This is a genomic window from Sphingobium chlorophenolicum (genome assembly GCF_000722875.1).
Lineage (GTDB): Bacteria > Pseudomonadota > Alphaproteobacteria > Sphingomonadales > Sphingomonadaceae > Sphingobium > Sphingobium chlorophenolicum.
Genome location: NZ_JFHR01000037.1, coordinates 1 through 14,801 on the forward strand (window position 1 = coordinate 1; position 14,801 = coordinate 14,801).

A 14,801-nucleotide genomic window follows, 5' to 3' on the forward strand; every position below is an offset into this window, starting at 1 on the left:
ATCAAATCTTTGACGGCCGCTATCGATGGTCTATTCTCATTCCTGGTCATGGTGGGGCTCCATTGGGGTTGGCGACTTTGAACATCACCAGCCTGCCATGGCCGCTCAAATCCTCAATGGATTTTGCAGAACATCCCGCACACTACCAAAGCTGATGCAAGTCAACATGGTAAAAAATTCGTATGTTTTCCAAAGGCTTATGGCAATTTTTTGTTAACCTTTTCCGGAAACCAATATTGTTTCCGTAAGTAAACAACATGGATTTTAAGTATATCTTTGGATATATGACTTTGGAAAATCATAAAATATCTCATATTTTACTCTGATTATGATTTTCATCTACGTTTTCTGCGCAAAATAAAATTCAAAGTTACATGAATAATTATGGATTTTTATTTCAACCAAATGAAAGGCTATCATAGATCAATCGCACACCTATTTGGGCGCATGATTGGAAAGCGAAAGGGAAATTGCCTGAATGGCTAATACCTTCGTACTAGACTATTCGGGTCGCGGAATACGGACGACTTGAGCGGGAAAACCCGCTGGCGGCGCGGTACGCCGCGAATCAGCCGCGAATCATTGCCGGAAGATCGGCGCAATTCAGCCGCTTACAAATGTCCCATTTCGGGAAAAACGCAAGCCCGCGTTAATTTACGCTGATGCGTTGGCGGAAGGTGACATTCACCCGTTCCGACAACAGCAGATAGGGCAGCCAGATCGCGGCGCTGATCAGCACCTTCTTCACATTGCCCGTCAGCATGTCGAGCAACGCCGCGTCCACCGCATGCGGCACATTGTCGATCCCCGCCACCAGCCGAGCGATGCTGAGCTGCGCCAGCAGATCGATGCCCCACACCATCACCAGGAAGCGCGGAAACAGAGGCACAAGCCGCAGCGCCATGGCGAAGGCGAACATGTAAAGGCTGGACAGGATCACCACATCGGCCAGCATCACGCCGTAAAGTCCGATGAACCAGGGCGGGGAATAGCTGCCCAGGGCCGGAATGGCGCCAAGAAACTCCAGCGTCCGCACCGGCACGTTCAGCGCGATCCCCACCAGCAGCGACGCCATCACGCCATAAAGGCCGAATTGCGACATCTCCCGCGCCTTCAGGCAGTCGACCTTGCGCCAACGTCCCACCTGCGCCAGCCGAAAGGCGGGCTGGGCATGGACGCGCCCGGCGGGAAACAGCTTCAACCCCAGCAGCAGCGAGCCGACTGGTGCGCCCACGACCAGCAGATAGGGCAGCAGGCCCGTTCCGGTCGTCCAGGGCGTATCTTGATAGGGCGTAGCGGGAAAGGCCAGCCGCAGGCCGCAGGCGAAGGCGGCGGCCAATATCCAGATGGCGACGATCCGTTCCAGATTGACCTGCATCGACAGCACGACGGCCACGCTCTTGCGATAGAGATGATCCTTGACCGTTCGCACCATGGAAACCGGACCTCCTCCGAATGCCGAGCCTGGCCGCGACTATCGGCCATGTTGGTAAATGGCCGGTAAATGCATGCCCAAGGTCAGGGGATGATATGGGGAGGTCAACGGAAAAGTTAAGGAGGAAGGGGCATAGTTCCCCTCCCGCTGGCGGGAGGGGTCAGGGGAGGTAATGTCGGATCGACGTCACTTCCAGCGGACAGGGCAGAAACTCGCTGCGCTCGCCCCTCCCCCTGCCCCCTCCCGCAAGCGGGAGGGGGCAGGGGGAGGACTCTGCCGCCCTTCACTTCCGCGGAACCGTGATCCGGATGGTCGTGCGCCCGCCGATATTCTGCAGGAACACCTCGCCGCCCAGCATCTGTATCCGCCGCATCAGCGAGCGCGAGGGGACCGCTCCGCTCGATCCCAGCCGCGCCATATTGGGCACGCCATCATCGCTGACCTGCAGGGCGATGCGGTTGCCGTCCGGCTCCAGCACGAAATCCACGGCGCTGGCCCCCGCATGCCGCACCGCATTGGCGACGATCTCCCGCACGGCAAAGCTCAGTTCCCGGCCGATCATGGCGCTGGTCGCGCAATTGCCGTCCTCCACCTTCAGATTGCAGCTTATGCCCCATTGTTCGCCCAGCGACCGCACCACCATCGCCAGCGTTTCGGGCAGATAGGCGAAATCCTCCTCATCGACTTCAGGGTTGATGATCCAGCGGATGGTGGCGATCTGGTCCTTCGCGATGCGGTCGACATTCTCCACGACAAGGCGCGGCTCGACCGGCTGGCCGCCCAGCAGCGGTGCGATCTGGAAACGGATGCTGGCCAGCGCCTGCAGGACGCTGTCGTGCAATTCCCGCTGCAACCGCTCCCTTTCCCGCGCTCCGGCGATGACATGGGCAAGGTCCAGGCTGTTGCGGACGGTCAGTTCCTCGCAGGCGCTTTCGAAAACCCGCTGCGCGATGGCGGCATTGTCCTCATGACAGGGATCGTTCAGGCAGGCCGCGCCCACCGCTTCGAACGTGCCGATCGTCACCCGCACGGTCAGAACCGTATTAGCCTCCAGCACCGCCGTCCACGCCTGCCCGCCCAGCGACAGTCTGCCCAAAGCGGCGATTCCGTCATCCGACAGACTGATCGACGCATTTCGGGACCGGTCGTGCCAGCCGGTCCCGGCCGCCAGCAGATCGCCGAAACCGGCGGATGGGGCCTCCAGCCCGTCACTGCCTGCGAAGCGCGGCTGTTCATGGCTGGCCATGCGGAACAGCACGGCGACTGCGTCAGCCCCGGTGGCCAGCCTCAGCGCCTGGAGCAGGAAGGGGCCATGATCGCTCCTCGGCGCGGGCAATTCGCCATGCAGCAGCCGCCTGTCCCCCTCATGTTCCAGCAGCGTTTCCCGGCGCGGGCCGAGCAGCACGCCCGTCACCAGGATCGCCACCGCCAAATAGCAGGCCCGAAGCACGACCCGTTCCGCTTCGGGTTCGGACGGCATCAAGGCGATGTCGTCGAACCATGTGGAGCCGATCGCGACCGCGCCGGCCACCAGCGCGACGAGCATGTGAAATCGCCGCCGCACGATCAGCGCCACCTCCACCGCCACGAAGAAGCTGCCGGAGAAATAGGGGCTGTTGGACGGATTCGTCACCAGCAGCAGGGCGATGAACAGCAGCGTGTCCAGGCATATGACCGGCGCGCGGATGCGCATGTCCGTCACCCAGGATCGCGACGATAGATACACTGCCGACAGCGCCAGCAACAGCATGAGCAGGACCAGCACATGCTCCGCCATCTCCACCCAATGCCGGGCGCTGGAGAAGGCGAAGCTGACGACCGTATAGATGACCGCCAGCAGCAGCCGGGCGAAATCCAGCGTCCGCCAGGGACGAAGCGCCGACAAAGCGCGCATGTCCCAACAGCTCAAGCGCATGGCGGATTCGCTCCGCCCTTTCGTAGCGTGATGCACATCCCCTGTTCGACCCCGATATTTTATCTCTTTTCAGGTTGCCTCTTATGGAAAGGAAATCATGCCGCGGTCAAATGCCGATCCGCATATAACGAAGATAGTTGGACATGGGATTGCTCGCGGCCCGAAATGAGGCCGCGATCCGCCATGTCAGCCGTGGAAATAATCGTAGATTTGCTGGGCCACCGCCTTCGAAACGCCCGGCGCCTTCAGCAGGTCTTCCAGCGCCGCGCTCTTCACCGCCCTGGCGGTTCCGAAATGCATCAGTAGCGCCTTCTTGCGGGAAGGGCCGACGCCCGGCACTTCGTCCAGCGAACTGACGGTAATCGCCTTGCTGCGCTTCTGCCGGTGGGCGCCGATGGCGAAGCGGTGCGCCTCGTCCCGCAGGCGCTGGAGGTAGAAGAGCACGGGATGATTGAGCGGGAACATGATTTCCCGCCCGTCCGGCATATGAAAGACCTCCCGCCCTTCCCGGCCATGATGCGGCCCCTTGGCGATGCCGATCATGCAGACATCCTCTATGCCCATATCCTCCAATATGGCGCGGGCGGCGGATAATTGCCCCTTGCCGCCATCGATCAACACCAGATCGGGCCATTCGCCGCTGTCGCGATCCGGGTCTTCGCGGGCCGCCCGACCAAAGCGGCGCTCGAACATCTCGCGCATCATCGCGAAATCGTCGTTGGACGTTTCGGGATTCTTCATGTTGAACTTGCGATAGGCGTTCTTGCGGAAACCTTCCGGCCCGGCGACGACCATCGCGCCCAGCGCATGGGCGCCCTGAATATGGCTGTTGTCGTAGATTTCGATCCGGTCGGGCACGCCGTCCAGCCCGAACGTCTCGACCATCTCCTCCAATATCTTGGCTTGGGTGGTGGTCTCCGCAAGCCGCCGGTCGAGCGCCTCCACCGCGTTGCGCTGCGCCTGCTTGATCAGGCGGGTGCGGTCGCCCCGCCGGGGCACCTCGATCCGGACCTTCGAACCGATCCGCTCGGTCAGCGCCTGCGCCATCAATTCGCATTCGGCGGGCGCGCGGTCGGACAGGATCAGCTTGGGCGGCGGCACCTCTTCGTAGAATTGGGCCATGAAGCTGCTGAGCACCTCATCCTCCGCCACCTCCGCCGTGTGGACGGGGAAGAAGCTGCGATGCCCCCAATTCTGCCCGCCGCGAATGAAGAAGGCCTGGATGCACATGGCCCCGCCCCTGGTCGCCAGCGCGAAGATGTCGGCATCGCCCAGCCCCTCCGCATTGATGGCCTGACTGCCCTGGATGAAGGTCAGCGCCTTCAGCCTATCGCGCAGCACCGCCGCCTGTTCGAAGTCCATGGCGTCGGAAGCGGCCTGCATCGCCTCGCCCAGCTTCTTCTGCACGGCGGTCGACTTGCCGCCCAGGAAGTCCTGCGCGTCCTGCACCAGTTCGGCATAATGGGCGTCGTCGATCCGCCCCACGCAAGGCGCGGAGCAGCGCCTGATCTGATAGAGCAGGCAGGGACGCGAGCGGTTGGCGAAGAAGCTGTCGGTGCAGCTTCGGAGCAGGAACAGCTTCTGCAGGGCGTTGATGGTACGCGTGACCGATCCGGCGCTGGCGAAGGGGCCGTAATAGCGACCCTTATATTTGCGCGCGCCGCGATGCTTCTGCACGCGGGGGAAGGCATGATCCTCCCGCAGCAGGATGAAGGGGAAGCTTTTGTCGTCGCGCAGCAGGACGTTGTAGGGCGGACGGAAACGCTTGATGAGTTGCGCTTCCAGCAGCAGCGCCTCCGCCTCGCTGTTGGTGGTGACGATGGTCATCGACCGGGTCTGCGCCACCATGCGCTGCAACCGCCTGGGCAGGCGGTCGACCTGGGTATAGTTGGTGACGCGGTTGCGCAGCGCTCGCGCCTTGCCGACATAGAGCACATCTCCGCGGGCATCCTGCATGCGATAGACGCCGGGACGCGTCGGCAGGGTCTTCAGCGTCGTGCGGATCGCCTCCACGCCCGCGTCTATGTCAGGCTGGCTGCCCGTGACGGTGAAGGCCGCCTTGTCTTCATGGAAACGATCGGGAGATTGCGGGCCGGACATGCGGCAGAAATAGCGGGCCCGGCAAGGATCGCAATGGCGCTGGCGGATCGGCTCGACAAAATAGCGCGGGTTCGGGTGGATTACGGTCATTCCCCCTCCCGCAGGCGGGAGGGGGTTAGGGGGTGGGCTTGCGCAACATCAGCGTTGTTTTGCAACGGCTAAGTCAGAAGCTCGCTTCGCTCGCGCCCACCCCTAACCCCTCCCGTCCATGGGAGGGGAACGTCTTGGATTGGCCAAGCCAAGCCACAAATGTCCCAAGGCAACCAGACAAACAAAAAGGCCAGCGCGACGATCCGCACCGGCCCCTTTTTCCAACCTTCAAACAGGTTTCAGACGCTAGGCCCAAGGCCCTTGATCGCATCATCGACCAACAGCTTGTCGGCCTTGGCGTCATGGCCCTGCGCGATCAGCGATGCTGCTGCGCTGGTGGCGGCGCGGACGGCCTTTGTCCGGATGTCGGCGATAGCGGAACGTTCCGCCGCGCCGATCTTGTCCTCCGCCATCTTCTGACGGCGCGAGACGAGGGCGGCGGCATTGGCCTTCGCATCCTCCAGCAGCGTCGCCGCCTCATGCTCGGCCGACTTGCGCATGGCGTCGGCTTCGCCAGCGGCAGCCGTCAACTTGGCTTCATATTCCGCCTTCAGCGCTTCGGCTTCGGCCCGCAGCTTGGAGGCTTCCTCCAACTGCGTCTTGATCTGCGCGATGCGACCGTCCAGCGCGCCGCCGATCAGGCCGGGCACCTTCTTGATCACCAGGATCAGGATGAACACCGCCATCGCCAGGCTGACCCAGGCCGTCGCATCCATGCCGACCGCCTTGGGGTCCGTGTGCGGAACCACGCCTTCATGGGCGACGGTGCCGACAGGTTCCATCCCTTCGGAATGGATCGCCTGGTTCAGGTGCGGAACGTCCGCCCCACCCTGCTCTACAGCGCTATGCTGTGCTGCCTCAGCCATGGGCCAGTGCCGCCTTTACTGCGTTGCGGGCTGCGTCGTCCGACGCGTCCACGCCGGAAATGCGAGCCACCATGTCGCGCGCTGCGTCAGCGGCGACGGTTTCAATCTCTGCCATGGCCGCGTCGGACGCAGCCTTGATGCGGGCTTCGGCCGCGCCGATCTGGCTTGCGATCTCCGCATCGGCGGCCGCGAGCCTGGCTTCGGAGGCCTTGGCCGCTTCCGCCTTTGCCTTCGCCAGCATGGCCTGGGCGGCCCCGCGGCTTTCGGCGTCGCGGATCCGATAGTCCGCCTCCGCTTCATCGGCGCGGGCGAAGGCCGCCTTGGCCGCATCCAGATCGCCGGTGATCTTCGCGTCGCGCGCATCGGCCGTCGCCTGCACCTTGGGCACCATGCCCAGGCCGACGACGAAGAAAACGAAGCCGAAGGTCAACAGCAGCCAGAAGATCTGCGATGAATAGGTTTCGGCGATTTGCGCGATTTGAGGCATTTTTCGGTCCGTCCGATCAGGGCGCGGTCAATCAGAGGACGGGCATGGATGACATAAAATCATCCGATGCCCGCCCCAAAGCAGCTTTTTAGGCCACGAACACCAGGATCATGGCGATAACGAACGCCAGCAGACCCAGAAGTTCCGCCGCGGCGAAACCGATGAACAGGCGGCCCTGCTGACCGTCAGCAGCGCCGGGGTTGCGCAGCGCGCCTTCCAGGAACGAGCTGAAGACGTTGCCCACACCGAGGGCGGCGATGCCCGCACCGATGGCGGCCAGGCCAGCACCGAGCAGCTTTGCGGCTTCTGCGTCCATGTCGTAAACTCCCTTTTCCAAACTCTAATCAAACGTGGGTGAAATAACGGAAAATCTTAGTGCAGGTTCTCGGCGTCGTTGATGTAGACCGAGGTCAGCAGCGCGAACACATAGGCCTGGATCACCGCCACCAGCACTTCCAGCGCACTGATGCCGATCATCAGGATGAAGCTGGCGCTGCCGACGGTCAGGCCGAAGCCGACGCCGGCGTTCGAAGCGTTGATGACGAAGCCCGCCAGCACCTTCAGCAGCACGTGACCGGCAGTCATCGCGACGAACAGTCGCAGGCCCAGGCTGAACGGACGCACCATGAACGAGATCAGCTCGATCGGGAAAATGACCGGGATCATCGGCAAGGGCGTGCCGTGCGGCACGAACAGCGAGAAGAAGTGCAGGCCATGCTTGTAGAAGCCCACCGCCAGCACGATCGAGAAGCTCATGATCGCGAGCACGCCGGTCGCGGTGAAATGGCTGGTGAAGGTGAAGGGGTGCAGGCCGACCAGGCCCAGCGGCAACAGGCCGAGCAGGTTCGCCAGCAGGATGAACATGAACAGCGAGAAGACGTAAGGGATGTACTTCTTGCCGCCCTCGCCCACATTGGCGATCAGCAGGCTCTTGATGAAGCCGGTCATATATTCGACCGCCATCTGCCAGCGGCCGGGGACCAGTTCCCGCTTCATGCCGCCGACCACGAAGATCCACAGCACCACCGCCGCGGCCACCATGTAGAGGGCGCTGTTGGTGAAGGCGATGTTGAAGCCGCCCAACGACAGATGATCCGTACCGAACAGCGGTTCGATCGCAAACTGGTGCATCGGATCGATTTTGCCGGATTCTGCCACGCTGGACCCCTGTAACGCCTAATCTCAAAGACTAAGACAAAAGCGTCCCTATTGATCGGGACGCTTCGTCGTCGTCAATCTGATGATGTTCCTGAACGCCGCCACGATCCCAAGACCGAGGAATGCCAACAGGAGCCATGGGGATGTCCGCAGAAAGTAGTCCAGAGTCCCACCAACCACGGCACCGCCAGCAAGACCGCCGATCAGTTCCGCGAGAACCCTGTTGCCCAGGCGCGACCCATCGTCCGCCTGCTGCACCTGTGTCCCCTGTCTGACCTTTTCGGCGCGTTCGGCCTGCGCGATCCGTTCCTCCAAAGAGGCGATCCGCGCATCTTCACCCGCCGGGTCCTGCCCCGGTGCATCCGCCGCCATCGACCGTCCTTTCCGTCAAGCTTTTCAAACCCAACGTCAGGCGGCATGGCGGTTGCGGCTGCACCCGTCAAGGCGCGGCCCGTTTAGAAAGGGCTTTCCGGAGTGTCAACCGTCGTTGGACAGGAGAATTTTCCGTCCGAACGAAGCTGGCCGGAAAGTCCGCCAGCGGGGGGAAAAATCAGCCCGCCGTCGCGCAATAGCCCGGCAGAGCGATCGGTCCGGCGCCCTTCGTCTGCCACGCGCCCGCGCCGACGCGGTAGACCTGGCCCGGCTTCACGCGGCTGCTGAGCGTCTGGCATCCGGTCGCGGCGGCGACATCCTGCACCGTCACGCCGCGCTTGCCCGCAAGGTCGGTATAGGCCGCCCGCCGCTTGATATTGATCGATTCGACTTCCTGCCGCACCGCGTCGCTGACCGACCCGGCGATGCCGAGATAGCCGTCGGCCTGTTCGCCTACCGTCCCCGCGCTCATGGCGGCGGCCACGGTTCCGGACTGCGCCCGCGCCGGAGCGGTCATGACCAGCCCGGTCGCCAGCGCGATCCCGGCGGTGGCGGCGATCATCAAAAACTTGCGTGTCATTGCGGGAACAACTCCGGGTTATTCTGGATCAGGTCCTGCGCATCGCGCTGCAGGCGGACGACGACTTCCTGCTGTATCTTCACGTTCAGGTTGATTTCGATCGGCTTGTCCGGGGCCTTCACCTGGATGCAGCCTCCCAGGGCCAAACCGGCGAAAGCCGCCGTCATGATCGTTCGCTTCTTCATTTCTGCTCCCCGTTTCGCATAGTTTCGCTTTCGGCAGGCTGAACTGCAACCCCTTCCTCGCTCATTTTCAGGCGCATCTTTTCCTGCATCTGGTCGCCTATGCTGTTTTGTATGAGCGTTGACGGGTCGATGAAGGACTGTGCGGTTCCCAACAGCCCCCGGAACGGCGCCGCGATCCGCACGTTGAAGATGAAGGGCAGGCCGGTGAAATTGCGCGCCAGCCCGGCGGGCGCGCCGCCAATCTGCCCGCGATTGACGCCGTTGAAGACGACGTTCGTCACCATCTCCCCATCCAGCGCGCCGTCCATCAATATGGTCAGGCATTTATATTGCAGATTCTTGAGCGCATCGAAGGCCAGCCGCCCCATCGCGCCCAATTGCTCGTTCGACACCGGCCCGACATAGGAAAGCGTGCCCGACTGACGCGCCGGATCGCAGGGAATCACCGGTAGCACCCCTTCCGGCATGATCAGCGGCGGCATGCCCTGCTGCCGCGCGGTCAGCACGCCGCCCGCCACGCGCCCGCCCTGGGCGTTGAAGATCAGAGGCATGATGCCGTCGAACGTGCCCGTCGCGGAGATATTCTTAAGATCCATCGCCTGGATGAAGGCCCCCGCATCCAGCCCCATGACCCGGAAAGTCAGGTAACGGTCGACATCGGCGCTGAAATCCATGGTCGTCGGCAAAAGGATGAGCTGCCCCCCGGAAAAGGGCCAGCCGCCGCCCTCTATATGCACTTTCTGGCCAGCCCCCAGCCGGTAGCGGACCAGACCGTCGCGCACCTCCACGCCCGGATTGACCGACCTGATTCGCACCTCCTGCCCCGGCGCGCTCACCAGACCGAGCAGGTCGGTGAAAACCAGTTCGCCGGACAATCCCTCGACCGGGCCGAAGGCGGCGGCCAGATTGGCGTCATCGGTGCGGAATCGGCCGTTGCTGGTCACATGGGTGCCATCCCAGCCTATATGCCCCTCCCCGCTGACGGTCGCATTCACATTGGCGACCACGCCCAGCGCCAGCCGGGTCACATCCTCCGGCTGCAAGTCTGGACCGAAGGACAAGGCGGGCACGACCAGATCCGCCTTGCCCCTGCCGCTGCCCAGATCATGGGAGATCACCGCCTTCGCCACCAGCGCGTCATTGCGCGGCGCCCGCAGAGAAGCCGTGGCCGCGATCCCTCCATCCTTCATCGTCAGCGCGAAATCAGGCACTTTCAGCGGCTCGAATCGCCCCGGCGTCTGCGCATCGCGCACCGTCACCACCGCCGCCAGCTTCAACGCTCCGCCCGCGAAGCTCCACTGGCCCGCCCCATTCTCGACGATCAGCGGCACCGCGCCGATCCTACCGCCCGCGCCGGTCAGAGTGCCGCCGAATCCCTTGCCCGCTATCTTGCCCTCAAGGGCGGCGGCGGTCAGACGGACCGGCGAATCCCCCGATCCAATCGACAGATCGGCGTTGGCGAACGCAAAACCGTCCTGCCCGATGGCGAAGCGCGCCCTGTCGGCGGCAAGGCGCATCGGGCTGTCGCCGCTTCTGCCCGCCAGCGCGAGATTGCGGATTTCCGCCCCGCCCCGCGCGCCGGACGGCCCGATGGCGAGCAGCGGCCCCTCTCCGATGGGGCAGAGGGTCTGCCGCGTCTGCCCGACGGAAAAGCTCCCATAGCGCGCCTCGATCAGAGAGACCGGCACGCAGCGCGGATTGACCGCCAGCCTGCCGTCCGCGCTCCATTGCCCTTCGACCGGCGCCGTCAATCCGCGCAACCTGCCCGCCGGAAGCGGTCCGTCGAGCCGCACCTTCGTCGAAAAGCGCGTGTCCCCCTTCGGCCCGGCGACGAAGCGCACCGGTTCCAGCGACAAACGGGCGTCGCCCGCCGCATAGGGTTCCAGGAATAATTGGCCGCCAAAGCCGCCGCCCGGCCGCCGCCCCAGCCGCAGCGCCGCCCTGGGCAGCCCGCCGCCCTCCGTCGTGATCGCGCCGTCCAGCGCCCAATCGATGGCCGCTCCAGCCTTGCCCGGCCAGCCTATCGTCACCCGCCCCTCGCCCGGAATTTCCGCCCGCGCCCCGCTGCGCGCCGAAAAGCGGGTGCCGGTCAGGACCAGACTGCCGCCCTTCCCCCGCTGGGCGAAGGCCAGGGTGGTTTGCAGGACATTATCCTCCCCCGCCCGCCGCACGGCATCGGCCAGCCGCGCCGCCAACGGTCCCACCGGCGTCCCGGTCGCCGATTCGCGGATGCCCGCCAGCGGATCGCGTCCGGCAAGGCGCAACTGCCGGGCCGACAGCCGTCCCTGCACACCCGCGCCATCCTTGCCGACATGCCAGGCGCCCCGAAAGTCGGCCGGCCCCGCCAATGCGCCCGCCGCCGACAGGGCCGTCGCCCCGATTCGCGCCCGTCCCGCGGTGGCCGTAGCCGTCCCGTCGAAATCGATCCGGCCCGCGGGCCGCGCCAGCACCATGCCGTTGGACCTGAGCGCCTCCCCCGCCAGATCGACATGGCCGCTCCAGCGGTCCAGCGCCTTGCCCAGCCAGACATCCACATCCGCCGCCGGTTTCGCCATCGCGGTGCCCGCATCGCGGCAGGCCAGCGCTCCGCCGCGCACGGGGCCGGAGAGGTGCGGACGCCCGTCCCGCATGGCGATGTCCAGCATCGCCCGCAGACCGGCCAGACCGCAGCCCTTGCTGCCCGCATTGGGCATCGCCGCCGCCAGCCTGCCCCGGAAGCCCGACCGCAAATTCCCCCGCCCGTCAATCTGCATGCCGATGGTTCCAGCGTCCGTATCCAGCCGCAGCCGCGCATCCTGCAAACCCAGCACGATGTCCGGCAGGCTGAACGGCGCGGTGGACGCGGGATCGCGAAATTTGTCGACCTCTCCCAAATGCAGCGCGCCATCGCGGAGCGCCCCGCGCATCCTGACGCCGCCTGCCCGCACCGCCGCCACTTGCGGCGTCAGGCCGGTGAAGGCGATGTCCACCTCCACCCAGCGCGCCGTCAGATCCGGACGGGCGGGATCGCCCAGCACGATATTCTCGATCCGCTGGGTGCGCAGGCCGATGTCCGTCAGATCATAGCTGCCTTCGACCCCGCGCCTGTTGAGTTCGCGGCCGATGAAATTTTCGGCGATGGGCGCGCGCTGCGTCCACAGCGCGGCAAGGACCAGCGCGAGCGATCCCGTCCCCACTCCAAGCCAGCGGAGCCAGCCCCGGCGAATCTCCTTTTCGCCGTCATCATCGTCCATGCCTATCGCCAACCCCGGCTTTCAAAAGCGCTGTTCAGTCCGTAACGCCTGCACAACGTCCGACACCCCTTAAATATCCTTGCCCGATAAATGCGCAATGAATAGCGTTCGGCTCCGCAAAATGGGGGACGGGTAAGACATTGCCGGAAAAGGATTTGAAGGCGGCCCATGACGGCGTGGGACATCGCGCGCGGCTGCGCCGGAAACTGGCGGACAGCGGCGGGGATGCGCTGCACGATCATGAACTGATCGAATATCTGCTGGCGCTCGCCATTCCCCGCCGCGACACCAAGCCGCTGGCCAAGGCGCTATTGCGCGAATTCGACGGCATAGGCGGGCTGATGGCGGCGGACTGGCAGGCCATCGCCCGCGTGCCCGGCATGGGCGACACCAGCATCGCAGCGATCAAGATCGTCCAGGCGACGATGCTGCGGACGCTGCGGAACGAAGTGGCGGAAAAGCCGGTGCTGGCAAGCTGGCAGGCGCTGCTGGATTATCTGCGCGCCGACATGGCTTTCCTGACGGTGGAACGGGTGCGGGTGCTGCACCTCAACAGCCGCAACATGCTGATTCGCGACGAACATATGGGTGACGGTTCGATCGACCAGGCGGCTATCTATACGCGGGAGGTGATCCGGCGAGCCATCGACCTGGGTTCAGCGGCGCTGATCCTGGTCCACAACCATCCCAGCGGTTCCCCGGAGCCAAGCAGGCAGGACATAGAAATCACCCGCCAGATCGCCGAGGCGGGGAAGCGGCTGAACATCGCCGTGCACGATCACATCATCATCGGAGCGCAAGGGCACACGAGCCTGCGCGCTAAGGGACTGATTTAGGGGGATCGTTACAGGACTGGAAAGGGTGGGTTTAAGACATTCCCCCTCCCGCAGGCGGGAGGGGGAATGTCTTGGATTGACCAATTGCAGCCCTCACAGGGCCGCTCAGAATAGCCACTAAGCCCCGAAACCCACCGACAGAAACTCCGGCACCGGACCGTTCCAGCCGTCGTCCGGCCCCTCGTCCACCGCCTCGCGCCGACGCGGGCGGGCGCCATTATTTTCCTGACGGGTATTTTCGTGTCGAGCCGCGCGCGGTTCTTCATGACGCCGCTCGTCCCGGCGCTTTTCAGACTTGCGATCCGACCGCCGATCCCGGTCCGCCCTGCGCGGCTCCTCGACGGCGCGTTCGACCGGAGCCGCCGCCGCGGGCGCGTCAATCGTCTCGATCTGCTGCTTGATCAGCTTCTGGATATTGTCGATCGCTTCGGCATCGTCCGCCGTCACGAAGGTATAAGCGACCCCCTTCGCCCCCGCCCGGCCGGTACGGCCGATGCGGTGGACATAATCGTCCGGATGCCAGGGCGCGTCGAAATTGAACACATGGCTGACGCCCTTGATATCCAGCCCCCGCGCCGCGACGTCCGACGCCACCAATATATTGACGGAACCGGCCCGGAACCGCTCCAGTTCCGCGATGCGCGCCGACTGGTCGATATCGCCATGAATCTCGCCCGACTTGAAGCCATGGCGCTGAAGGCTCTTGTTCAAATCCCGCACGGTCGTCTTGCGGTTGCAGAAGATCACCGCGCTCAGCACGTCCTCCGCCTCCAGCATGGCGCGCAGGGCTTCGCGCTTCTTGCGGGAATCGACCTTCACCAGCCGCTGGGTGATGTTGGTGGATGCCGTCGCGGGCCGCGCCACCTCGATCGACTTGGGGTTGCTGAGGAAACGGTCCGCCAGCTTCTTGATCACGGGCGGCATGGTCGCGGAAAACAGCAAGGTCTGCCGCTGGGCGGGCAGCTTGGTGCAGATTTCCTCGATATCCGGGATGAAGCCCATGTCCAGCATGCGGTCGGCTTCGTCGATCACCAGCATGTTGCAGCCGTTCAGCAATATCTTGCCGCGCTGAAACAGGTCCATCAACCGGCCCGGCGTCGCGATCAGCACGTCGACGCCCTTTTCCAGCGCCTTGAGCTGATCGCCCATCTGCACGCCGCCGATCAGCAGCGCCATGTTGAGCTTGTGATACTTCCCGTATTTCTCGAAATTCTCCGCCACCTGGGCGGCCAGTTCCCGCGTCGGCTCCAGGATCAGCGACCGCGGCATCAGGGCGCGGGCGCGGCCATGGGCCAATATGTCGATCATCGGCAACACGAAACTGGCGGTCTTGCCCGTCCCCGTCTGGGCGATGCCGATAATGTCCTTCATCATCAGCACGGGCGGGATGGCCTGCGCCTGGATGGGCGTGGGCGTGTCATATCCGGCCTCGCTTACGGCCTTCAATAATTCGTCGGAAAGGCCGAGATCGGCAAAAGTCATTCAGATGTCCGGGACAGGAGGCTCTCCGCCACGCGAAAACACGCGGAGGAAATCGCGCGCGC

At 64.0% G+C, this 14,801-nt stretch carries 13 protein-coding genes; 1 reads left to right on the forward strand and 12 read right to left on the reverse strand.

Annotation, left to right across the window (positions count from 1 at the left end):
* Positions 1 to 649 precede the first annotated feature (649 nt).
* The 11 genes from BV95_RS14915 to BV95_RS14965 form a co-directional block, all read right to left on the reverse strand.
* Positions 650 to 1,435, reverse strand: a complete 786-nt coding sequence (locus BV95_RS14915) for a hypothetical protein (RefSeq protein WP_037453534.1) — start codon at positions 1,433 to 1,435, stop codon at positions 650 to 652.
* A 283-nt stretch (positions 1,436 to 1,718) separates the two neighbouring features.
* The gene (locus BV95_RS14920; RefSeq protein ID WP_234703202.1) at positions 1,719 to 3,329 is read right to left on the reverse strand and encodes a sensor histidine kinase; all 1,611 of its coding nucleotides are present in this window, start codon (positions 3,327 to 3,329) and stop codon (positions 1,719 to 1,721) included.
* Between the two features lie 207 nt (positions 3,330 to 3,536).
* Complete coding sequence (gene uvrC, locus BV95_RS14925; protein ID WP_037453624.1) at positions 3,537 to 5,450, reverse strand: excinuclease ABC subunit UvrC; 1,914 nt, start codon at positions 5,448 to 5,450, stop codon at positions 3,537 to 3,539.
* A gap of 329 nt (positions 5,451 to 5,779) precedes the next feature.
* Positions 5,780 to 6,406, reverse strand: coding sequence for a F0F1 ATP synthase subunit B family protein (locus BV95_RS14930; protein ID WP_037453541.1), 627 nt, complete (start codon positions 6,404 to 6,406; stop codon positions 5,780 to 5,782).
* Entirely contained in the window at positions 6,399 to 6,893 is a 495-nt protein-coding gene (locus BV95_RS14935) for a F0F1 ATP synthase subunit B family protein (protein WP_037453544.1), read from the reverse strand. The genes BV95_RS14930 and BV95_RS14935 overlap by 8 nt, the downstream gene beginning before the upstream one ends.
* Positions 6,894 to 6,981: 88 nt before the next feature.
* The gene (locus BV95_RS14940; protein ID WP_004207392.1) at positions 6,982 to 7,209 is read right to left on the reverse strand and encodes a F0F1 ATP synthase subunit C; all 228 of its coding nucleotides are present in this window, start codon (positions 7,207 to 7,209) and stop codon (positions 6,982 to 6,984) included.
* 56 nt (positions 7,210 to 7,265) lie between these two features.
* Positions 7,266 to 8,051, reverse strand: a complete 786-nt coding sequence (locus BV95_RS14945) for a F0F1 ATP synthase subunit A (protein WP_013846313.1) — start codon at positions 8,049 to 8,051, stop codon at positions 7,266 to 7,268.
* Positions 8,052 to 8,099: 48 nt separating this feature from the next.
* Positions 8,100 to 8,423, reverse strand: a complete 324-nt coding sequence (locus BV95_RS14950; protein ID WP_013846312.1) for an AtpZ/AtpI family protein — start codon at positions 8,421 to 8,423, stop codon at positions 8,100 to 8,102.
* Positions 8,424 to 8,601: 178 nt separating this feature from the next.
* Positions 8,602 to 9,003: a YdbL family probable chaperone protein gene (locus BV95_RS14955; protein WP_037453548.1), complete on the reverse strand. Its 402-nt coding sequence runs from the start codon at positions 9,001 to 9,003 to the stop codon at positions 8,602 to 8,604.
* Complete coding sequence (locus BV95_RS14960) at positions 9,000 to 9,188, reverse strand: YnbE family lipoprotein (protein WP_013846310.1); 189 nt, start codon at positions 9,186 to 9,188, stop codon at positions 9,000 to 9,002. Before BV95_RS14960 ends, BV95_RS14955 begins: the two co-directional genes overlap by 4 nt.
* Entirely contained in the window at positions 9,185 to 12,421 is a 3,237-nt protein-coding gene (locus BV95_RS14965; protein WP_037453550.1) for an intermembrane phospholipid transport protein YdbH family protein, read from the reverse strand. The genes BV95_RS14960 and BV95_RS14965 overlap by 4 nt, the downstream gene beginning before the upstream one ends.
* 140 nt (positions 12,422 to 12,561) lie before the next feature.
* Between BV95_RS14965 and radC the strand changes: the two genes are divergently transcribed.
* Complete coding sequence (gene radC / locus BV95_RS14970; RefSeq protein WP_037453552.1) at positions 12,562 to 13,257, forward strand: RadC family protein; 696 nt, start codon at positions 12,562 to 12,564, stop codon at positions 13,255 to 13,257.
* A gap of 117 nt (positions 13,258 to 13,374) precedes the next feature.
* On the opposite strand, the gene BV95_RS14975 is transcribed toward radC, so the two are convergent.
* Positions 13,375 to 14,739, reverse strand: a complete 1,365-nt coding sequence (locus BV95_RS14975; protein WP_037453555.1) for a DEAD/DEAH box helicase — start codon at positions 14,737 to 14,739, stop codon at positions 13,375 to 13,377.
* Between the last annotated feature and the right edge of the window lie 62 nt (positions 14,740 to 14,801).